This is a genomic window from Spongisporangium articulatum, assembly GCF_044465595.1.
GTDB classification, from domain to species: Bacteria; Actinomycetota; Actinomycetes; order Actinomycetales; family Kineosporiaceae; genus Spongisporangium; species Spongisporangium articulatum.
The window spans coordinates 247,657-268,467 of the sequence record NZ_JBITLV010000007.1 but is presented as its reverse complement, the minus strand read 5'-3'; the positions used below and the strand labels follow the sequence as shown (position 1 = coordinate 268,467).

Genomic DNA, 20,811 nt, shown 5'->3' with positions numbered 1-20,811 from the left:
GCGGGTTAGGTTCCTCGCGTGAGCAGGAGCCAGCTGAACCGGGGTTCGGGCGGCCGCACGCCCGAGAGTCTGCTCTCGCAGGACGACACCGGCTGCACCGTGCTGCACGTCGACATGGATGCGTTCTACGCGTCCGTCGAGCTGATCGACCGCCCCGAGCTGAAGGGGCGCCCGGTGATCGTCGGCGGGGGCGGGCGCTCCGTCGTCCTGTCGGCCACCTACGAGGCCCGGGCCGAGGGGGTCCACTCGGCCATGCCGATGGCCCGGGCCCGGCGGCTCAGCCCGCACGCCGTGGTCATCCCGCCCGACCACCGGCGCTACGCCGAGGTCTCCGCGGGGGTGATGCAGGTCTTCGCGTCGGTCACGCCGCTGGTCGAACCGCTCAGCCTCGACGAGGCGTTCCTCGACGTGGCGGGGGCCGTCCGCCGGCTCGGGGCGCCCGCCGCGATCGGGCAGCTGATCCGCGACCGGGTGGCCGACGAGCAACGCATCACCTGCTCGGTCGGGGTGGCCTCGACGAAGTTCGTCGCCAAGCTCGCGTCGGGGCGGGCCAAGCCCGACGGGCTGCTGGTCGTCCCGGCCGCCGAGACGGTCACCTTCCTGCACGCGTTGCCCGTCGGCGCGCTGTGGGGCGTGGGGGAGCGCACGGAGGAGGCGCTGCACCGGCTGGGCCTGACGAAGGTCGCCGACCTGGCCCACACCCCGGTCGAGACGTTGCGCCGGGCGCTGGGGGATGCGTCCGGTTCGCACCTGCACGACCTGGCCTGGGGGCGTGACCCGCGGCCCGTCGTCCCGGCGCAGGCGGAGAAGAGCATCGGCGCGGAGGAGACGTTCGCCCAGGACGTGGACGACCCCGAGATCGTGCTGCGGGAGCTGCTGCGGCTCAGCGAGAAGGTCGCCGCGCGGGTCCGGCACGCCGGGATGATCGGGCGCACCGTCGTCCTGAAGGTGCGCTTCGCCGACTTCACCACCATCACCCGCTCCCGCACCCTGTCCGAGCGCACCGACGTGGCCAAGGTGCTCTACCGCACGGTGGCCGAGCTGTACGGGAAGCTCGGGCTCGACCGGGCCCGGGTCCGGCTGGTCGGCGTCCGGCTCGAGGGGCTGGCCGACGCGGCCGGCGGGCACCACCAGCTGGCGCTCGACGAGCGGCCGCAGGGTTGGCGCGAGGCCGAGCAGGCCGTCGACCGGGTCAGCGCCCGGTTCGGCCGGGACGCGGTGCGCCCCGCGACCCTGGTCGGTGACGACCCGGCGCGGGGCCGATGATCATCCGGTGATCCCTCCGGAACAGGGGGTGGAAACCTGCTCCGAACGGGTTACCGGCGCCCTGCGGGGGCCGTGCGGGCATCAAGATCGGCCGATTCGGGGTCGATACCTGCTCGACCGGCCCCGCCGGGACGGTGGATCGGCTTTCCCGAAGGCCAAGCGCGACCTATCCTTGTCCCCATCGCCGGAAGTCAGGGAAACTACCGGTGGGACCACAGGAGGTCGAAGGTGCCGCTCTCCGACAACGAGCAGAAGCTGCTCGAGCAGATGGAGCGTGCTCTGTACGCCGAGGACCCGAAGTTCGCCTCGGCCATGCGCGGAGCCAACCGCCGTCACGGTGCTGGTCGACGCCTCGTACTCGGCGGCGTCGCCATCGTGGCCGGGCTCGTCGTCCTCGTCCTCGGCGTGTCCAACCAGCAGATCCTCGTCGGCGTCCTCGGCTTCGTCTGCATGCTCGGCGGTACCGCCTACGCGGTGTCCAGCCAGCGCAAGGGCCCGCTCGGCGTCGTGAACCAGAACGGCACCACCCGAGCCCCCGCCAAGGGCAAGGCCCGGAGCCGGGGCAACTTCATGCAGCGCATCGAGCAGCGCTGGGACCGTCGCCGCGACGGCCAGTAGCCGGCACCAGTACCGCCCGGCCCGGGTCACCTGACCCGGGCCGTCACGCGTCCGGTGACCGTGTCCGATCGTTTACGAGGCAATCTCGGCTGCCCATAGCGACCGAGGTTGCCTCGTAAACGATCGGACGGGCGCCTCAGACCGTCTCGCGCTCGCGGTTGAGGTCCACCGCACCGTTACCGGCCCCCGGGCCCGGCCCGCCGCGGAACCGGTCGTCGAACCAGTTCTCGACCCGCTCCACCACCCGCCGGACGGCGGCGGCCGCCGCCTGGACGGCGTCCCGCAGCATGTCCGCCCCGGAGGTCGGCAGCCACCGGGCGCGCAGCTGCTGGGCCCGGGTGCTGGCCGCCGACACCCCGGCGACCACCCGGGCGACGTCGGCGCGACGCTCCTCGGCCCGGCGCCCACCGTCCGCTCCGCCCGGCGGCGCGTAGCGGGCCCCCTCGACCTCGGTGACCAGCCGGCGCAGCGCCTCGGCCGCGGGCCCACCGAGCTCGTACTCCGTCATCACCCGCTGCAGGACTGCTCGCGGCGTCCAGGACCGGGCCCAGGCCATGCCCAGGTCGGAGAGCCCCACCCGCAGCTCCTCCCAGGCCGCCTCGGCCAGCGCCGTGGCCGGGTCGGGTGAGCGCAGCGCCCGCGACCAGCGCACCCGCGTCGCCGTGCGGGCCGCCAGCCACGGCAGCACCAGCACCAGGGCCAGCAGGAGGAGCGCCGCGACCAGGACCAGCGGCAGCCGCGACGACCCGTCGCCCGTGCTCCCGCCGCCGGTCTGCGTCGGCTCGGGCCGCACGGCGGTCGAGGTGGACGCGGACGACGACGGCGCCGCGGTGGTCGGTGCCGCGGTGGTCGGGGTGTCCTGCGGCAGCGCCGACGAGCGCGGCTGCGTCCAGGCCGGAGCGTCGGTCCCGGCGCCGCGCGGGGTCGGCTCGAACCGGACCCAGCCGATCCCGCTGAAGTACAGCTCGGGCCAGGCGTGCGCGTCGTGCGCGGTGATCACCATGTCCCCGTCGGAGTCCTTCGTACCGGGCAGGAAGCCGACGGCGACGCGGGCCGGGATGTGCAGCACGCGGGCCATCACGGCCATCGCCGAAGCGAAGTGCACGCAGTAGCCCTTGCGGTCCTGCAGGAACTGCGCGATCGCCGCCGACCCGCTGTCGGTGCCGCGGGTCGCCCGGCTGACCTCGGTGCTGTACGTGAAGTTGCTGCTGCGGAACCAGCTCTGCAGGGCGACGGCCTGCTCGTACGTCGTGGTGGCGCCCGCGGTGACCTGCTCGGCGGCGGTCCGGATCGACTGCGGCAGGTCGGCCGGCAGGTCCGTGTAGGTGGCCGAGACGTCGCGGGCGTTGGTGGTCGCGGCGCTCAGCTGTGCCGCGGTGGGCGTCACCTCGAGGTGGGTGACTTTGTACGCGGCCCCCTCGGTGGTGATGTGGTCGCCGATCACGTTCAGCGTCTCCGCGTCGTAGAGCCAGTCGCCGTCGATCGCCACCTGGGTGGCCGGGTAGGGCAGCGGCAGGTACGTCTGCGCCAGCTTCCCGATCTTGACCTGTGTGGTCGCGAGCTTCCGGGCGACCGAGGAGTCGGTCAGCCCGGGGGCCGGCGGCAGCCCGTCCTGCACCTTGTTGTCGCGCGGGATCCGGGGCGTCCCCGGCGCCCAGACCTTGCCGTCGAACACGTCGGCGGTGACGATCCGCAGCGGCTCCGGGTTCGACACCGACGTGCGGTACTGCAGCAGTTCGGTGTCCTGCCGGTCGGTCAGGTCCTTCTGCAGGTTGAGGATCGGGTTGATCCGCGTGATCGACCCCTTGCCACCGTCACCGGACCCGATGCCCCCGGAGCCGAACAGCGCCCCACCCAGCCCCGGGACGAACAGCGGGACGACGAGCGCCGTCACCACCGCGGCGCCCGCCGCCCGCCGCCCGCCCTGGCCGAGCGACCCCAGCCCGAGCCCGGTCACGCCGAGGCCCGGAGGTTTACCCCGCCCGTCGGTCTGACCGCCCAGCACGCGGCCCCAGGAGTGCGTCCGCTCGTCGGCGTCGGCGGTGAGCAGCAGGAGGAAACCCGCGCCGGCCAGGCCGAACAGGTACCAGGGCAGGCCGTCGGGCAGCAGCGCCGCGGGCACGCAGTACAGGGCCAGCAGCGGCAGCCCGGCCAGCGCGGTCTGGCGCAGCGTCACGGCCATCAGGTCGGTCAGCAGCGCGATCAGGCCGGTGCCCGCGACCAGGAGGAACACCACGCCGGAGGTGGCGGTGACCGGGGAGGCCTGGGTGCGGCTGACCTCGAGCCCGGCGTGCACCAGGTCGACGAAACCGTCGATCACGCCGAAGGGGTCGACCAGGCGGTCGCGGGTGAAGAGCAGGTCGAGCACCACGGCCAGGGCCAGGACCTGCCCCGGCACGACGAGCGCCGAGCGGTGCAGCAGCTGGCGCAGCGCGATCCCGGTGACCATGACGACGAGCGTCACCAGCGCCGCCGCCAGCAGCCACAACGGGTTGCGGACCAGAGGCACCAGGGCCAACGAGGTGAGCAGCGTGGCGCCCGCCGCGGCCACGGCCAGGCGACCGTCCGAACCTGGCTTCACTAGTTCCACCCTCCGACGGTGGTGCCCGTCCGGGCTCCGGTCGCCCCGTGCACGTTCTCCGCGCCCCAGCCGTCACCGAGCCGGGCCGCCTCCGCCCACACCTCGGTGCCGGTGGACGCGGGGTGCGCCTCGGCGACCAGCCAGCCGGCCCCCAGGAGGGCCTCCACGGCCTCGGCCACCTCGGCCGTGTCCGGGCGGGCCGGGCCGGGGGCCCCGCCACCGGTCGGTTCCCGCTCGACGGAGACGTCCCACTCGGCGGTGTGCAGCAGGACGGCGAGGCAGCGTGCCCCGCCCACCCGGAGCCGGGCCAGCGCATCGAGCTGGCTGCCGCTGATCTCACCGAGGACGGCCACGACGAGCCGGTCCGGGCTGTGCCGCAGCAGCTCGAGGTCGGTCTCCAGCGAGTGGACGTCGGACTGCAGGGTGGTGACCGCCAGCCGGTCGATCAGGTCGTTCAGTTCGTTGCCCGAGTGCGGGCTGGTCCAGCCGGGGGCGTGCCCCTCGGGGCGGGGTTCGCCGAGCAGGAGGCGCACCGCGTACTGCGTCTGGCCGAGGTGCAGCACGGCCGAGGTGGCCATCCGTACGGCCCATTCGTACGACGACGCCCAGCCCGGGCCGCGGTGCGCGACGACGCGAGAATCCAGTAGCACCGTGGCCTTTCGCTGCCGCGGCTGTTCCTCTCGCCGGACCATGAGCTCGTTGCGCTTGGCCGTGAGCCGCCAGTGGACGCGGCGCAGGTCGTCCCCGTCGCGGTACTCCCGGATCGCCGCGTCGTCCTCGCCGTGCACGGCCGCCGCGCGCGACTGGGACTCGCCGGACCCGCTCCAGGCGCCCCCGCCGGCCAGCTCGCCGAGCGGCCAGTGCTGCGGGACGACGGTCACGGCGCTGGTGCCGCTGAAGGCGCGCGACGTCTCGCACAGCCCGAACGGGTCGCTGACCCGCAGGGTCAGCGGGCCGACGGGGTACCGCCCCCGGACCGCGGCCCGCAACGAGTAGGTCACGGCCACCTTGCGCCCCGACGCGAGCCGGTCCAGGACGAACCGGGTCGGGGTGCCGAGCGCCGGCGGGATCGAGTCCTCCGCGAGCAGCACGTTGGCGCTGCCCCGGGACAGGTTCTGCAGTTCGAGCCGGACCCGCAGCGGCGAGCCCGCGGGCACCCGCAACGGTTCGACGGCCCGGGCCAGCCCCATCCGGTACGTGGTGCGGGCCAGGAAGACGAGGCAGGTCAGGGGCAGGGCGATCAGCAGGACGGCGACCCGCAGCAGGTCGGCCTGCCCCAGCAGGACGGCGCAGATCGCCGAGGCCACCCCGGCGCTGATGAAGGACCGGCCGCGGGTGGTCAGCCCGGACAGCTCGGCCCGGACCCGGTGCAGCAGACGCCGCCCGGGGGAGGGCCGGGGCGGACCGGAGGCCGGCATGCCGGTCAGACCACCGCCCGCGCCTGCGGGACGGGCACCTGCTGCAGCAGGTCGCCCACGACGTCGAGGGCGCTGCGGCGGGCGATGCTGCCGTCGGTGCTGGGCAGCAGCCGGTGCGCGAGGACGGCGGCGGCCAGCGACTGGACGTCGTCCGGCAGGACGTGCCCGCGCCCGCCGATCGCGGCCCGGGCCTTGGCGGCCCGCAGCAGGTGGAGCGCGGCGCGCGGTGAGGCGCCGAGCCGCAGCAGCGGCGTCTCGCGGGTGGCGCGCACGATCTGCACGACGTAGTCCTTGATCGCGTCGGCGGCGTAGACCGCCTGGGCGATCTGGATCATCGCCTGCACGGTCGCGGCGTCGCTGGCCGGTGCCAGCTGGCCGAGCGGGTCGCGCCCGGCGTGGTGCTCCAGCATGTCCATCTCGGCGGCGGGGGCCGGGTAGCCCATCGACACGCGGGCCATGAACCGGTCCCGCTGCGCCTCCGGCAGCGGGTAGGTGCCCTCCATCTCGATCGGGTTCTGGGTCGCGACGACGATGAACGGCGGCTCGAGCGGGTGGGTCACGCCGTCGGCGGTGACCTGGCGTTCCTCCATGCACTCCAGGAGCGCCGACTGGGTCTTGGGGCTGGCCCGGTTGATCTCGTCGCCGATCACCACGTTGGTGAACACGGCCCCGGGCTTGAACTCGAACTCGCGCAGCTCGGGGCGGTAGATGCTGACCCCGGTCACGTCGCTCGGCAGCAGGTCGGGCGTGAACTGGATGCGGCGCGACTTCGAACCGATGGCCTTGGCCAGCGACTTGGCCAGCATCGTCTTGCCGACGCCGGGCACATCCTCGACCAGCAGGTGGCCCTCGGCGAGGAGCACCGTCACGGCGAGCTCGATCACGTCGCGCTTACCCTCGATCACCGTCTCGATCGAGTCGCAGATCGCACCGGTGGCCTGCGCCACGTACTCCAGCTCGCGCGGCCCGGCGGTCAGTGCGGTCACAGTGCATCCCCTCGGAGTGCGGGTGGTGCGTTTCGGTATCGGCGGAAGTCTCTCAAACAGCCGTCACTTGTGCATGGCCCTGCCGGGGCTGCGTCCCCCACTTCCCTCCACGGAGGCGGCTCGCGGGGCCCTCAGCCCCCCTCCGGGGGCGGAAAACCGTGCTCGGACGACGCCGGGCCCCTCGCTCGCGGCCGTCGCCGCCCGATTCCCTCCACTTCGCACCCACACCCTGTGACCTGCGTATTCGTCACAGTCGACCCCATCGACACGGCGGTCTTCCCGTTGACCGGGGAGCGAAGTGGAGTAATGTGGGGGCCACTGGAGCAAGGTAGGGGCGCAGGGAGGTGCGGGTTGTTCCTCGGCACGCACACCCCGCGCCTCGACGAGAAGGGTCGGATGATCCTTCCCGCCAAGTTCCGGGAGCAGTTGGAAGAAGGGGTGGTCATCACCCGGGGACAGGAGCGGTGCCTCTACGTCTTCCCGGTCGCCGAGTTCGAGCGGCTGGCGGAGCAGTTGCGGCAGGCGCCTGTCACCAGCAAGCAGGCGCGTGACTACCTGCGCGTCTTCCTGTCCGGCGCCTCCGACGAGGCGGTCGACCGGCAGGGACGGGTGACCATCCCGCCCGCACTTCGCACCTACGCGGGTCTCGACCGGGACTGCGCCGTCATCGGCGCGGGCCAGCGGGTCGAGATCTGGGCGGCCGGTGCCTGGGAGGCCTACCTGGCCGAGCAGGAGGAGGCGTTCGCCGAGCAGGCCGAGGAGGTCGTGCCCGGGTTGTTCTGACGTACCAACCGCACCACGCACCACCAGTTCGAACGGTCGAGAACGTCGCGGCGATGAGGTCTCCAGCCGCATGAGCTTGGTCCTGACGCACCTTCCCCGGTGTCAGGCCCTTGCTCTTCGCGGATGGAGCCCTGATCGGCGCGGCCACCGGCCCGCCCTTCGGGCAACGAGCACGTACCCGCCATGACTGGCACCGCCCGAAGGGAGGCGAGATGACCGACGACACCCCTGTCCCGCCCGCGACGAGCGAGCGGCACGTCCCCGTGATGGTGCAGCGCTGCGTCGACCTGCTCGCCCCCGCCCTGCAGGACGACGGCGCGGTCGTCGTCGACACCACGCTCGGCATGGGCGGGCACAGCGAGGCGCTGCTGCGGCAGTGCCCGCGGGCCGTCCTGGTCGGCATCGACCGCGACCCGCAGGCGCTCGAGCTGGCCGGGGCCCGGCTGGCCTCCTTCGGCGACCGGGTGCGGCTCGTGCACGCGGTCTACGACGAGCTGCCGCGCGTGCTGGCCGACCTCGGCCTCGCGACCGTGCGCGGCGTGCTGATGGATCTCGGCGTCTCCTCCCTGCAGCTGGACGAGACCGGGCGCGGGTTCTCGTACTCGACCGACGCCCCGCTCGACATGCGGATGGACGCCACCACGGGCATCACCGCCGCCGAGGTGGTCAACGACTACCCGGCCGCCGAGCTCGCCCGCGTGCTGCACCAGTACGGCGAGGAACGGTTCGCCCGGCGGATCGCCTCGGCCATCGTGCGTGAGCGGGCCCGGGAGCCGTTCACCACCAGTGCCCGCCTCGTCGACCTGGTCCGTGAATCGGTTCCGGCCGCGACGCGGCGCACGGGCGGCAACCCGGCCAAGCGCACGTTCCAGGCGCTGCGCATCGAGGTGAACCAGGAGCTGGCCGTGCTCGAGCGCGCCGTGCCCGCGGCGGTGGCCGCGCTCGGCGTGGGCGGCCGGATCGCGGTGCTCGCGTACCACTCGCTGGAGGACCGCATCGTCAAGCGGACCTTCGCGGCGGGCGCCAAGAGCACTGCGCCACATGGACTTCCGGTCGAGCTACCGGAGCATGCTCCGCGGTTGCGGCTGCTGACGCGGGGGGCGGAGCAGCCGGACGAGACGGAGCGGGGGGTCAATCCGCGGGCGGCGTCAGCGCGTCTGCGCGCGGCGGAACGGATTCGGGAAGACGTCAGGGGAGTGGCGGCGTGATCAGGGTGGGGACGATGGACCGGACGGCGTCGCGGCAGGTGGCGGCATGAGCGGCGTGAGTGGTGCGGCGGCGGCGAGGCTGCCCCAGCGTGCCCCGAGGCCGGTCGCCCGGCAGCGGGCGCAGCAGGCCCCCCGCCTGCGGGTCGTGGCGCCCCGGTTGGGGACGTCGCGGGCCAAGCTCGCATGGTTGTGCGTGGGGATGCTCTGCACCGGGCTGGTCGCGTTGCTGATGCTCACCATCAGCCTGGGCTCGGGGGCCTACACCCTGACCCAGTTGCAGCGTCAGCAGCGGGATCTCAGCGAGCAGCGGCAGGCGCTGACCGAGCAGGTGCAGGCCATGCGCGCTCCCGCGGCGCTCGCCGAGCGGGCCGGTGAACTGGGCATGGTGCCCGCGCCCAACGCCGCGTTCCTGCAACTGCCCAGCGGGAGGATCCAGGGGGAGAGCGCCGCCGCGACGGCCCCGCCGAAGCCGGCCCCGAAGCCGCCGACGACGACGAAGAAGACCGACGCGGCGAAGTCGGACGCGAAGAAGTCCGACGCCAAGACGTCCGACGCCAAGACCGGCGCGAAGACCGACGCGAAGAAGACGGACAGCAGGACGTCGACCTCGAAGACGGACTCGAAGACGGGCGACACGTCGGGGGGGTCGGGCCGATGACGGGCGCGGGCCGCCCGCCGTCGGGGACCCGCGCGCGTACCACCGGCGTCCCGGCTCAGACCCGGGCGAAGAAGGCTGCCCCCCAGCAGGCGGCCAAGCAGGCGGCGGCCAAGAAGTCCGCGGCCAAGAAGACCGCGGCCAAGAAGACCGCGGCCAAGAAGACGGCCGCCAAGAAGCTCCCCGCTCAGAAGAGTGCCGCCCGGGCGGCCGCGCGACCGGGGGTGACCAAGAAGGCCGCCCCGGCTCAGAAGGCGGCCCCGAAGCGTGCGGCGGCGAAGAGAGCGGCGCCGAGGCAGGCGGCGGCGACGAAGGCTGCGCCGGGGCAGGTTCCGGCCCGCAAGGCCCCCGCGAAGAAGGCGGCGGCCCGCCGGGTCCCGACGTCCCGACGTCCGGCCCCGCAGGCCCCGAGCGCCCAGCGCATGCTGGCCCCGGCTCGCAGACCCCGGCCCCGCCTGCGCCGCCCGCCCCGCCCCGGCAACCCCGACGGGCGGATCCGGTTCGTCGCGGTGGCGGCGAGCGTCGTCCTGCTGCTGATCGTGGGCCGGCTGATCCAGGTCCAGGTGATCCAGGCCGGGCCCACCGCCGAGGCCGCCTTCGAACAGCGCTCGCAGGTGCGCACGTTGAGCGCCGCGCGCGGGTCGATCGTCGACCGCAACGGCGCGGTGCTGGCCACCACGGTGGAGCGCCGCAACGTCACGGTCGACCAGCGGATCGTCAACCAGTACCACGTGGACGACGCCCAGTTGCCGCCGTCCCAGGTCGGCATCACCGGGGCCGCCAACGCGCTGGCCCCGCTGCTCGGCATGAAGGTCGACGACGTGCGCGAGAAGCTCACGGGCGACCGGGCTTTCGTGTACGTGAAGAAGAGCATCGAGCCGGCCGTCTGGCAGCAGGTCGACGCGCTCGAGATCCCCGGCGTCTACAGCGAGTCGGCGAACCAGCGGAACTACCCCAACGGTCAGGTCGCCGCCTCCGTGATCGGCTTCGTCGGCAAGGACGGCACGCCGCTGGCCGGGATCGAGCGCGCCCAGCAGTCCGTACTCCAGGGCCGGGACGGGGTGCTGCACTACGAGCGCGGGAGCAACGGCCAGCAGATCCCGACCGGGCGCACCACGGAGGTCGACCCCGTGCCGGGCCGGAAGGTCCAGCTGACGATCGACTCCGACCTGCAGTGGAAGGCGCAGCAGCTGCTCACGAAGGCCGTGAAGTCCAGCGACTCCAAGGCCGGGCAGGCGGTCGTCCTGAACGTGAAGACGGGCGAGGTGCTCGCCCTGGCGGACGCGCCGTCGTTCAACCCCAACGACTACGGCAGCGCCAAGGCCGAGAACCTCCAGAACCGCAGCCTGGTCGACGTGTTCGAACCGGGGTCGACCAGCAAGCTGGTCACCGCCGCGGCCGCCCTCGAGGAGGGCAAGGTGACCCCCGAGTCCAGGCTGACGGTCGACTACACCATCCAGCGGGGTGGGCGTACCTTCCACGACAGCCACGTGCACGGCCCCGAGAAACTCACGTTCACCGGCGTTCTGGCCCAGTCCAGCAACACCGGCACGATCCAGGTTGGCGAGCGGGTGCCGGCGGCCGACATGTACCGGTACATGCGCTCGTTCGGGCTGGGGTCCGCCACGGGTGTCGGCCTGCCCGAGTCGAAGGGTCTGCTCGCCGATGCCAAGGACTGGAACAACTCGCAGCGGTACACGGTGCTGTTCGGTCAGGGTCTGTCGGTCACGGCCCTGCAGTCGGCCGAGGTGTACGCGACCGTCGCCAACAACGGTGTCCGCGTGCCGCCCCGCATCGTCAAGGCGGTACAGGGCGAGGACGGCGAGATGGTGCCCACCGCGCAACCCCGGGGGACCCGGGTGGTCAGCGACAAGACCGCCTCCCAACTGCGGGAGATGCTCGAGCGGGTGGTCGGGAAGGAGGGCACGGGTGACCTCGCGTCCGTCCCCGGCTACCGGGTGGCGGGCAAGACGGGGACGGCGGACTATTACGACTCCGACGTCGGTCGCTACAACGGCTATACGGCCAGCTTCGTCGGCATGGCCCCCGCGGACGATCCGGCGATCGTCGTCGCCGTGTTCCTCCAGCAGCCGAAGAAGAACGGTTACTACGGCGGCACGGTGGCCGCACCGATCTTCCAGAAGATCATGACGTACGCGCTGGCCAAGGAGGGCATTGCCCCGTCCACCGGCAAGAAGCCGAACCTGCCCCTCGAATGGAAGTGACCGACCTCGCCCGCCTGGCCGCTCCGCTAGGGTCGCGAAGCGTGCACCCGAGCAACGCGCGAACCGTCGCCGACCTCGCGACGCTGCTCGGCGTCCCCGCTCCGCCGGGTGCCGACGTACCCCTGTTCGGGGTCACGCTGGACTCCCGCCGGGTCACCGCCGGGGACCTCTACGCCGCCCTGCCCGGCGCCGCCACGCACGGGGCGCGGTTCGGGGCCCAGGCCGCGGACGCCGGGGCGGTCGCCGTCCTGACCGACCCCGAGGGGGAGCGGCTGCTGGGCGAGGCCGGGGTGCGGCTGCCCGCGCTCGTCGTCCCCGACCCGCGGGCCGTGCTGGGCCGGGTCTCGGCCACGGTGTACCGAGATCCCGCGACGAAGCTGACGATGTACGGGATCACCGGCACCAACGGCAAGACGACGACCGCCCATCTGTTGCACACGGCGCTGAACGGCGGACAGAAGGCCGGGCTGATCGGCACGGTCGGGGTCCTGGTCGGTGACGACCCGGTGCCCAGCGCCCGGACGACGCCCGAGGCGCCCGACGTGCAGCGCCTGCTGGCCACCATGTACACGCACGCCCTGGACTCGTGCGTGATGGAGGTGTCCAGTCACGCGCTCGTCCTGGGCCGGGTCGACGGCATCGTCTTCGACGTCGTCGGTTTCACGAACCTGAGCCAGGACCACCTCGACTTCCATCCCACGATGGAGGACTACTTCGCTGCCAAGGCAACGCTTTTCACGCCCGAGCGCGCGCAGCGCGGGGTGGTCTGCGTGGACGACGAGTGGGGCCGCCGGCTCGCGGCCGAGGCCCGGGTGCCGGTCACCACCCTGACCACCGACCCGGTCCTGGACGCCGACTGGCGGGCCGTCGACATCCAGCCCGAGGGCGAGCGCACCCGCTTCACGCTGGTCGCCCCGGACGGGCGTGAGGTGGAGGCGGTGGTGCCCCTGCCGGGGGACTTCAACGTCGCCAACATGGCCCTCGCGCTGGTGATGGGCGACCTGACGGGCCACGAGCTGGGGGTGGCCGCCACGTCGATCTTCTCCCGGGGCCGTGTCCCCGGCCGGATGGAGCCGGTGACCAGCGCCCGGCCGGAGATCGAGAGGTGGGGCTACGCCGACCGCTGGCAGCCCTACCGGGGTGAGCCGACGGCCGTCGTCGACTACGCGCACACGCCCGATGCCGTCGCGAAGGCCCTCGAGGCGCTGGCGCCGGGTGCGCGCGGCCCGCTGGTCGTCGTCCTGGGCGCCGGGGGCGACCGGGACCGGGGCAAGCGGCCGGGGATGGGGGCGGCGGCCGCGGCGCACGCCGACGTCGTGATCGTGACCGACGACAACCCGCGTTCCGAGGACCCGGCGGCGATCCGGGCGGCGGTCCTGGCCGGGGCCCGCCAGCTGCCCGCCCCCCGGGCCTCCGTCGTCCTGGAGATCGGGGATCGGGCCGCGGCGATCCTCGAAGGGGTCCGGCGGGCCTGGGGCGGCTCCGGGCCGCCGGGAACGCTCCTGGTGGCGGGCAAGGGGCACGAGTCGGGCCAGGAAGTCGCGGGGGCCGTCCACCCCTTCGACGACCGGAGCCAACTCGGCGAGGCCCTTGTGGCGGTGGGGACAGAGGTCGGTACGGTGACGGGCGGCGCGCCGCGCCGAGGCGCCGGACAGCAGGAGGCTCGGGAGTGAGGACAGTCCTGATCGCGGCCTTCGTGTCGCTGGTCTGTTCCCTCTTCGGCACCCCGCTGTACATCCGGTTCCTGGTCAAGCGCGGGTACGGGCAGTTCATCCGCGATGACGGGCCGACGTCGCACCACATCAAGCGCGGCACCCCGACGATGGGCGGGGCGGTGATCATCGGCGCCTCGCTGTTCGCCTACACGGTCTCGCACCTGGTCACCTGGTGGACGCCCAGCGCGTCCGGGCTGCTGGTGCTCTTCCTCATGAGCGGGCTGGGCCTGGTCGGGTTCGCCGACGACTTCATCAAGATCAGCAAGCAACGCAGCCTGGGCCTGCGGGCGGGCAGCAAGCTGGCCGGGCAGTCGTTCGTCTCGATCGCGTTCGCGGTGCTGACGCTGCAGTTCGGCAACCGGGCGTTCCTGACCCCGGGCTCCACGTCGATCTCGTTCATCCGGGACACGGCGGTCGACCTGGCCTTCGCCGGGCCCGCGCTCGGGCTCGTGCTGTACGTCGCCTGGACGTACGTCATGATCGCCGGCACCAGCAACGGCGTGAACCTCACCGACGGGCTCGACGGCCTCGCCACGGGCGCGAGCGTGATGGTGTTCGGCTCCTACGTACTGATCGGGATCTGGCAGTCCAACCAGTCCTGCCAGCTGCTGACCCGGGCCGGGCCGCAGTGCTACGAGGTGCGCGACCCGCGCGACCTGGCCGTGGTCGCGGCCTGCGTGATGGGCGCCTGCTTCGGCTTCCTGTGGTGGAACGCCTCACCGGCCAAGATCTTCATGGGCGACACCGGGTCGCTGGCCCTGGGCGGCGCGCTCGCCGGCCTGGCCATCACCACCCGGACCGAACTGCTGCTGGTCCTGCTGGCCGGCCTGTTCGTGATGATCACCCTCTCGGTCATCATCCAGGTCGGTTCCTTCAAGCTGACCGGTAAACGGGTCTTCCGGATGGCCCCCCTCCAGCACCACTTCGAGCTGGCGGGCTGGGGTGAGGTGACGATCGTCATCCGGTTCTGGATCATCGCCGGCCTGTTCGTCGCGCTGGGGCTGGGGGTCTTCTACGCGGAGTGGGTCGTCGGCATATGAGCGAGGGCTCGCCGGAGCAGATCTCGGCGCTGTGGACGCCCGCGAACGGTTGGCCGGGTGTGCGGGTCGTCGTCGCCGGGATCGGCGTGTCCGGGTTCGCCGCCGCCGACGCGCTGCTCGAACGCGGCGCCCAGGTCGTCGTGGTCGACGAGCGGGACGGGCCCGGGCAGCGGGAGCGCGGCATCATCCTCGAGACCCTGGGTGCGACGATCCTGCTCGGCGAGGGCCGCACCCACGTCCTGCCGCAGGTGGACGGCGGTCCGCCCGACCTGGTCATCACCTCGCCGGGGTGGCCCCCGTCCCAGCCGCTGCTGGCCGAGGCGGCGCGGGCCCGGGTGCCGATCTGGGGCGAGGTCGAGCTGGCCTGGCGGTTGCGGCCGGCCAACGGTCCGGGGGGCCGGCCGGCGCCCTGGCTGACCCTGACCGGCACGAACGGCAAGACGACGACGGTCACGATGCTGGAGTCGATGCTGCGCGCGGCCGGCCTGCGGGCCACCTCCGCGGGCAACGTGGGCACCCCGCTGCTGGAGGCGGTGCTGCACCCCGACCCGTTCGACGTGATCGCCGTCGAGCTGTCGAGCTTCCAGCTGCACTGGTCGTACTCGGTGCAGCCGCAGGCCGCCGCGGTCCTGAACGTCGCCGACGACCATCTCGACTGGCACGGCGGCCGCGAGGCGTACGCGGCGGCCAAGGGCCGCATCTACCACGACGCCGAGATCGCGTGCGTCTACAACGTGGCCGACCCGGTGACCGAGCAGCTGGTCCGCGAGGCCGACGTGATCGAGGGCTGCCGGGCCATCGGCTTCACCCTCGGCGTGCCCGGGCTGTCGATGCTCGGGGTCGTCGAGAATGTGCTCTGCGACCGGGCTTTCGTCGAGGAGCGCGCCACGTCGGCGGCCGAGCTGGGTACGTTGGAGGACGTCGAGACGGCCGGTGGGGGCACGCTCGCCCCGCACAACGTGGCCAACGCGCTGGCCGCGGCCGCACTGGCCCGGGCGCACGGCGTCCCCGCCTACGCCGTCCGCGACGGGCTGCGTGGCTACCGGCCCGAACCGCACCGGATCGCCACCGTCGGCATCCTGCGCGGCGTCACGTACGTGGACGACTCCAAGGCCACCAACCCGCACGCGGCCGCCGCGTCGCTGGCCGCCTTCGACTCCGTGGTGTGGGTCGCGGGGGGCCTGGCCAAGGGCGCCCGGTTCGACGACCTGGTCGCCGCGAACGCCGCCCGGCTGCGGGGCGCCGTGCTGATCGGGACCGACCGCGAACTCGTCCGTGAGGCACTGGGCCGACACGCGCCGGATGTCCCGGTCGTCGAGGTGGACGTCACGGAGACTGGTGACGTGCCGGTGATGGATGTGGTGGTCGCACGCGCGGGTCAGCTGGCCCGCCCGGGCGACACCGTGCTGCTCGCACCCGCCTGCGCATCGATGGACATGTTCACGAACTACGCGGAACGCGGTGACGCGTTCGCGGAGGCCGTCCGGTCGCGCCTGGGCAGCGGCGGCTCGGGCGGCAGCACGTCGGTGTGAGCAGCGAGACCAGCACCCGACCCGCCTCGCCCGCCGCCGGTGGGGCACCGGCACCGGCCGAGCGGGGGCTGCGCCTGCCCGCCTGGCTCGACACGCCCCTGACCTCGTACTACCTGGTGCTGGGCTCGAGCGTGGTCCTGATCGGTCTCGGCCTGGTCATGGTCCTGTCCAGCTCGAGCGTCGACTCTTTGGCCGACGGGCAGTCCGCCTTCACGGTGTTCTGGCGCCAGGCGGTGTTCGCGCTCATCGGCGTGCCGCTCATGGTGCTGGCGGCGCGGATGCCGCCGAAGAGCTGGGCGGCGCTCGGCTGGCCGCTGCTGGTCGGGGCCATGGTCATGCAGCTGCTCGTGTTCACGAGCTTCGGCGTGGGCGTCAACGGCAACCGCAACTGGGTCTCCCTCGGCGGTTTCCAGCTGCAGCCCTCCGAGATCGGCAAGCTGGCGCTGTGCGTGTGGGTCGCCGCGGTGCTGGCCCGCAAACGTCCGCTGCTCGGTGAACCCGTGCACGCGATGGTGCCCGTCGTCCCGGGTGCGTTGCTGTTCCTCGCCCTGGTCCTGTACGGCGCCGACCTGGGCACCGCGCTGATCGTGATGGCGATCATGGTCGGCACGATGTTCGTGGCGGGCTGCCCGAAGCGGATCTTCGTGTTCGGCGGTGGCGCGCTCGCCCTGCTCACGCTGGTGATGGTGATGACCAGCTCCAACCGGCTCGGCCGGATCGCGTCGTGGCGGTCCGACTGCACCGGCGACGCGGCCCTCGGTGCCTGCTTCCAGAGCCTGCACGGCAAGTATGCGCTGGCCACGGGTGGCTGGTGGGGCGTGGGCCTGGGCGCCAGCCGCGAGAAGTGGGGGCTGCTGCCCGAGGCGCACAACGACTTCATCTTCGCGATCATCGGCGAGGAGCTCGGACTCGTCGGCACGCTGGCCGTGGTCGGCCTCTTCGCCGCGTGTGCGGTAGGAATGTTCCGGATCGTCCTGCGGCACACCGACCCGTTCGTCAAGATCGCGACCGCCGGTGTGCTCGCCTGGGTGATCGGTCAGGCTGTCGTCAACATCGGGGTGGTGATCGGGTTGCTGCCGGTGATCGGCCTTCCCCTGCCGCTGGTCAGCAGTGGCGGGTCCGCGCTGGTGATGACCATGGCCGCACTGGGCATGGTGATCGGGTTCGCACGTCACGAGCCGGGGGCGCAGCAGGCGCTGGCCGCGCGCGCCGGCCTGGTCCGCCGCTCCCTCGCCGTGGTGGGGAGAGGACGCCGGTGAGTCTGAGTGTCGTCCTGGCCGGCGGGGGCACCACCGGTCATGTCGGGCCGCTGCTCGCGCTTGCCGACTGCCTGCGCCGCCGCGACCCCGCCACCAAGATCGTCGCGCTCGGCACGGTCGAGGGGCTCGAGGCGCGGCTGGTGCCGGCCGCGGGTTACGACCTGGAGTTCCTGCCCCGGGTGCCGCTGCCCCGCCGCCCGAGCGGTGACCTGCTGCGGATGCCTGGCCGGCTGTCCGCGGCCGTCTCGGCGGCCACCCGGGTGATCGAGAACGCCGACGTGCTGGTCGGTTTCGGTGGATACGTGTCGGCCCCCGCGTACATCGCCGCGCGCCGGCTGCGGGTGCCGATCGTCGTCCACGAGGCCAACGCCCGCCCCGGCGTGGCGAACCGCCTCGGCGCCCGGTTCACCGACCACGTCGCGGTGGCCTTCCCCGGCACCCCGCTGCGCCACGCGCAGGTGCTGGGTCTCCCGCTGCGCCGCACCATCACGCAGCTCGACCGGGCCAGCCAGCGCGAGACCGGCCGGGTCGCTCTCGGTCTCGACCCGGCGCGACCGACCTTGTTCGTCACCGGCGGCTCCCTCGGCGCGCAGAAGCTCAACGAGACGTTCGGCGCCGCGGCGCCCGAGCTGCTGGCCGCGGGGTACCAGGTGCTGCACACCTGCGGGCGCGGCAAGACCGTGTTCGGTGACGGCGAGGCGCCCGCCGGGTACCTGGTCACCGAGTACCTCGACCGGATGGACCTGGCCTACGCGGCCGCCGACCTGGTGGTCTGCCGGGCCGGGGCGGGCAACGTCAGCGAGGTCACCGCGCTCGGCCTGCCCGCGGCCTACGTGCCGCTGCCCATCGGCAACGGCGAGCAGCGGCTGAACGCCGAACCCGTGGTCGCGGCCGGCGGCGGCCTGCTGGTCGACAACGCCGACTGCACACCCGAGTGGGTGCGCACCCGGTTGATCCCGTTGTTGCGCGACACCCAGCGGTTGACGTCGATGGGCCTGGCGGCGGCCGAGTTCGGCATCCGGGACGGCGACGAGCGGCTCGCGCAGCTCGTCGAGCGGGCCGCGGCGCAGCGGGCCGCGGCGTGAGCCGTCGATGAGCGCGGTTCTCGACGGGCCGTTCCACCTGATCGGGGTGGGCGGCGCCGGGATGTCGGGCATCGCGTTGCTGCTGGCCGACCGCGGTCTGGCCACGTCGGGCAGCGACGGGCGCGACTCGGCGGTGCTGCAGACGCTGCGGGACGCCGGGGTGCGGGTCTTCGTCGGTCATGCGGCCGAGCAGGTTCCCGCCGGGTCGACCGTCGTGGTGTCCAGCGCGGTCAAGGAGGACAACCCCGAACTGGCGGCCGCGCGCGCCGCCGGGCTGAGCGTCCTGCACCGTTCCGAGGCGCTGGCCGCGCTGATGGCCGACCGGCGGGGCGTCGCCGTGGCCGGCACGCACGGCAAGACCTCGACGACGGGGATGGTCACGGTCGTGCTGCGCGAGTGCGGGCTCGACCCGTCGTTCGCGATCGGTGGGCAGCTGACCGACTCCGGGGTCGGCGCGCACGCGGGGGCGGGTGAGGCGTTCGTGGCCGAGGCCGACGAGTCCGACGGGTCGTTCCTGCGCTACCGGCCCGAGGTCGCGGTGATCACCAACGTCGAGGCCGACCACCTCGACCACTACGGCACCGCCGAGGCGGTCGACGCGGCCTTCGTGGAGTTCTGCCGCACCGTGCGCGCGGGTGGCCTCGTGGTGGCCTGCGGTGACGACCCCGGCGTCCGGCGCGTCCTGGAGGCCGTCGGCCCCGAGTTGGCGGCGCGCGGCGTGCAGGTCAGCCGCTACGGGTACGAGCCGGGGCTCGGGAACGACGTGCTGCTCACGGCCGCCGACCCGCTGGGCATCGAGGGCGTCGGGTCGGTGCGCCTGCAGGTGCCCGGCCGGCACATGGCCCTGAACGCGGCGGCGGCCTGGCGGGTGGCCGTCCACCTGGGCGCCGAGCCGGCCGAGGCGCTGCAGGCGCTGGCCGCGTTCGCCGGCACCAAGCGACGCTTCGAGCTGCGTGGAACCGCCCGGGGCATCAGGGTTTTCGACGACTACGCGCACCACCCGACGGAGATCCGGGCGCTGCTGGCCGCGGCCCGGCCGGTGGCCGGCGACGGGCGGCTCGTCGTCGTCTTCCAGCCCCACCTGCCCAGCCGGACGCGGGCCTTCGCGCGGGAGTTCGGCGAGGCACTGTCGGCGGCGGACGAGGTCGTCGTCCTCGACGTGTACGCGGCCCGCGAGGCACCGGACCCGCAGGTCAACGGCGCTCTGGTGGCCGGCTACGTGACCGGGGTGGCGACCCACGCCGACGTCCCGGCGTCCGCCGTCCCCGACCTGGTCGCGGGGCTCACGAAGCCCGGGGACGTCGTCCTGACCGTTGGCGCCGGGGACGTCACGGAACTCGGGCCGTTGATCCTCGACGCGCTGGCCGAGCCCGCGGCGACCCGATGAGCAGCACCGGGACGCGGCACGCGACGGGGCCCGCCCCCGGCACCGTCTCGGCCACCTCGGCCCAGCGGTTCGCGGCCAAGGTGCGGGAACGCCGCCGGCGCCGGTTCGCGGTCGTCGTCGTGGTGCTGGCCCTCGTCCTGGGCGGCGGCTGGCTCGTCGTGCTGTCGCCGTGGGCGACCGTGAAGACCATCGAGATCGAGCGGGTCGGCGGCTCGAAGCTCACGGGACTGCCTGCCTCGGCGCAGATCTCGGACGCTGAGCTGCGCGCCCAGGCCCAGGAGGAGCTCGGGCACTCGCTACTGCTGGCCCGGGTGGACGACGTGCGCGACCGGCTGGAGCGGCTGCGCCTGGTGCGCGGGGCGACGGTGCGCCGGAAGGTGCCCTCGACGCTGGTGCTGCGCGTCGAGCTGCGCGAGCCGGTGGCGGCCGTGCCCGCCGCCGACGCGGCCGTGCCCGCCGCCGACGCGGGGGAGGTCGCCGACGGCGGGTCGAGCGCGTCGTCCAAAGGCCTGGTGCTGGTGGACATCGACGGCGTGCGGCTGGGCCGGGTGGCGGCGGCGCCGGCGGGGCTGCCGCAGTTGGACGTGGACCTCGACTCGGCCGGGTCGGCGTCGCTGCGCGCCTGCCTCGCGATGCTGCGCGAGCTGCCGGAGGCGATCTCGCGCCGGGTCGCGACGATCGGTGCGGACTCCCCGGACGGCATCCGGCTCCGGCTGAAGGCCGGGGCGAGCGTGATGTGGGGGAGCGCGGGGCAGACCGCGCGCAAGGCCGAGGTGCTGAGGGCGCTGCTGAAGCAGAAGGCCGTCGCCTACGACGTCAGCTCACCGGACACCCCGGCCGTCCGGCAGCGTTGATTCCCGGAATGGGCTGACCGGACGCACCATTCGGACGGTTTTCCGTACTCCCGGCCCGACACACCCCGGTGGTCGTTGAACGGACCCCACCCGGTCCCTACGTTCGCTGCATCGAGTAGTTGACATAACTATAACCCTCGAGTCGAGGGTGAGGGTTAGGCCTCAGGCTCAGCAAGCCTCAGACCACAGGACCAACCAG

At 73.3% G+C, this 20,811-nt stretch carries 16 protein-coding genes; 13 read left to right on the top strand and 3 right to left on the bottom strand.

What is annotated here, in order from left to right; all coding sequences use genetic code 11:
* The first annotated feature begins 18 nt into the window (after window positions 1-18).
* Both ACIB24_RS20375 and ACIB24_RS20370 read left to right on the top strand, forming a co-directional pair.
* Window positions 19-1,266: a DNA polymerase IV gene (locus ACIB24_RS20375; protein ID WP_398284018.1), complete on the top strand. Its 1,248-nt coding sequence runs from the start codon at window positions 19-21 to the stop codon at window positions 1,264-1,266.
* Between the two features lie 228 nt (window positions 1,267-1,494).
* The gene (locus tag ACIB24_RS20370) at window positions 1,495-1,884 is read left to right on the top strand and encodes a DUF3040 domain-containing protein (protein WP_398284017.1); all 390 of its coding nucleotides are present in this window, start codon (window positions 1,495-1,497) and stop codon (window positions 1,882-1,884) included.
* A 136-nt stretch (window positions 1,885-2,020) separates the two neighbouring features.
* Here ACIB24_RS20370 and ACIB24_RS20365 read toward each other — a convergent pair whose 3' ends face one another.
* Genes ACIB24_RS20365 through ACIB24_RS20355 form a run of 3 tightly spaced genes read right to left on the bottom strand, consistent with a single transcriptional unit; the run spans window position 2,021 to window position 6,869 of the window.
* Window positions 2,021-4,465 (bottom strand): transglutaminase family protein, encoded by a 2,445-nt coding sequence (locus ACIB24_RS20365; protein ID WP_398284016.1) that lies wholly within the window; start codon window positions 4,463-4,465, stop codon window positions 2,021-2,023.
* Window positions 4,465-5,883: a DUF58 domain-containing protein gene (locus ACIB24_RS20360; RefSeq protein ID WP_398284015.1), complete on the bottom strand. Its 1,419-nt coding sequence runs from the start codon at window positions 5,881-5,883 to the stop codon at window positions 4,465-4,467. Before ACIB24_RS20360 ends, ACIB24_RS20365 begins: the two co-directional genes overlap by 1 nt.
* A 5-nt stretch (window positions 5,884-5,888) precedes the next feature.
* On the bottom strand, window positions 5,889-6,869 hold the full coding sequence (locus ACIB24_RS20355; protein ID WP_398284014.1) for an AAA family ATPase: 981 nt from the start codon (window positions 6,867-6,869) through the stop codon (window positions 5,889-5,891).
* Window positions 6,870-7,220: 351 nt separating this feature from the next.
* Between ACIB24_RS20355 and mraZ the strand changes: the two genes are divergently transcribed.
* The 11 genes from mraZ (at window position 7,221) to ACIB24_RS20300 (ending at window position 20,612) form a co-directional block, all read left to right on the top strand.
* Window positions 7,221-7,652 (top strand): division/cell wall cluster transcriptional repressor MraZ, encoded by a 432-nt coding sequence (gene mraZ / locus ACIB24_RS20350; protein WP_398284013.1) that lies wholly within the window; start codon window positions 7,221-7,223, stop codon window positions 7,650-7,652.
* A 212-nt stretch (window positions 7,653-7,864) separates the two neighbouring features.
* Window positions 7,865-8,860, top strand: a complete 996-nt coding sequence (gene rsmH, locus ACIB24_RS20345) for a 16S rRNA (cytosine(1402)-N(4))-methyltransferase RsmH (protein WP_398284012.1) — start codon at window positions 7,865-7,867, stop codon at window positions 8,858-8,860.
* A 46-nt stretch (window positions 8,861-8,906) separates the two neighbouring features.
* Window positions 8,907-9,518, top strand: a complete 612-nt coding sequence (locus tag ACIB24_RS20340) for a hypothetical protein (protein ID WP_398284011.1) — start codon at window positions 8,907-8,909, stop codon at window positions 9,516-9,518.
* Complete coding sequence (locus ACIB24_RS20335) at window positions 9,515-11,740, top strand: peptidoglycan D,D-transpeptidase FtsI family protein (protein WP_398284010.1); 2,226 nt, start codon at window positions 9,515-9,517, stop codon at window positions 11,738-11,740. The genes ACIB24_RS20340 and ACIB24_RS20335 overlap by 4 nt, the downstream gene beginning before the upstream one ends.
* Complete coding sequence (locus ACIB24_RS20330; protein ID WP_449619063.1) at window positions 11,731-13,413, top strand: UDP-N-acetylmuramoyl-L-alanyl-D-glutamate--2,6-diaminopimelate ligase; 1,683 nt, start codon at window positions 11,731-11,733, stop codon at window positions 13,411-13,413. Before ACIB24_RS20335 ends, ACIB24_RS20330 begins: the two co-directional genes overlap by 10 nt.
* Window positions 13,410-14,495 (top strand): phospho-N-acetylmuramoyl-pentapeptide-transferase, encoded by a 1,086-nt coding sequence (mraY, locus tag ACIB24_RS20325; RefSeq protein WP_398284008.1) that lies wholly within the window; start codon window positions 13,410-13,412, stop codon window positions 14,493-14,495. The genes ACIB24_RS20330 and mraY overlap by 4 nt, the downstream gene beginning before the upstream one ends.
* A complete protein-coding gene (murD, locus tag ACIB24_RS20320; protein ID WP_398284007.1) occupies window positions 14,492-16,027 on the top strand; it encodes a UDP-N-acetylmuramoyl-L-alanine--D-glutamate ligase in 1,536 nt (511 codons plus the stop codon). The genes mraY and murD overlap by 4 nt, the downstream gene beginning before the upstream one ends.
* A complete protein-coding gene (ftsW, locus tag ACIB24_RS20315; RefSeq protein WP_398284006.1) occupies window positions 16,024-17,286 on the top strand; it encodes a putative lipid II flippase FtsW in 1,263 nt (420 codons plus the stop codon). Before murD ends, ftsW begins: the two co-directional genes overlap by 4 nt.
* A 2-nt stretch (window positions 17,287-17,288) precedes the next feature.
* Window positions 17,289-18,371 (top strand): undecaprenyldiphospho-muramoylpentapeptide beta-N-acetylglucosaminyltransferase, encoded by a 1,083-nt coding sequence (gene murG / locus ACIB24_RS20310; RefSeq protein WP_398284129.1) that lies wholly within the window; start codon window positions 17,289-17,291, stop codon window positions 18,369-18,371.
* A 7-nt stretch (window positions 18,372-18,378) separates the two neighbouring features.
* The gene (murC, locus tag ACIB24_RS20305) at window positions 18,379-19,758 is read left to right on the top strand and encodes a UDP-N-acetylmuramate--L-alanine ligase (RefSeq protein ID WP_398284005.1); all 1,380 of its coding nucleotides are present in this window, start codon (window positions 18,379-18,381) and stop codon (window positions 19,756-19,758) included.
* Window positions 19,755-20,612 carry a cell division protein FtsQ/DivIB gene (locus ACIB24_RS20300; protein ID WP_398284004.1) on the top strand — a complete coding sequence of 286 codons (858 nt, stop codon included), beginning with the start codon at window positions 19,755-19,757 and terminating at the stop codon, window positions 20,610-20,612. The genes murC and ACIB24_RS20300 overlap by 4 nt, the downstream gene beginning before the upstream one ends.
* Window positions 20,613-20,811 lie beyond the last annotated feature (199 nt).

What these genes read in the sequence shown, in the direction of transcription:
- ACIB24_RS20360 (WP_398284015.1), bottom strand. Translation starts at nt 5,883, where the DNA reads ATGCCGGCCTCCGGTCCGCCCCGGCCCTCCCCCGGGCGGCGTCTGCTG.
- murD (WP_398284007.1), top strand. Translation starts at nt 14,492, where the DNA reads ATGAGCGAGGGCTCGCCGGAGCAGATCTCGGCGCTGTGGACGCCCGCG.
- rsmH (WP_398284012.1), top strand. Translation starts at nt 7,865, where the DNA reads ATGACCGACGACACCCCTGTCCCGCCCGCGACGAGCGAGCGGCACGTC.
- ACIB24_RS20340 (WP_398284011.1), top strand. Translation starts at nt 8,907, where the DNA reads ATGAGCGGCGTGAGTGGTGCGGCGGCGGCGAGGCTGCCCCAGCGTGCC.
- ACIB24_RS20335 (WP_398284010.1), top strand. Translation starts at nt 9,515, where the DNA reads ATGACGGGCGCGGGCCGCCCGCCGTCGGGGACCCGCGCGCGTACCACC.
- ACIB24_RS20300 (WP_398284004.1), top strand. Translation starts at nt 19,755, where the DNA reads ATGAGCAGCACCGGGACGCGGCACGCGACGGGGCCCGCCCCCGGCACC.
- ACIB24_RS20330 (WP_449619063.1), top strand. Translation starts at nt 11,731, where the DNA reads ATGGAAGTGACCGACCTCGCCCGCCTGGCCGCTCCGCTAGGGTCGCGA.
- murC (WP_398284005.1), top strand. Translation starts at nt 18,379, where the DNA reads ATGAGCGCGGTTCTCGACGGGCCGTTCCACCTGATCGGGGTGGGCGGC.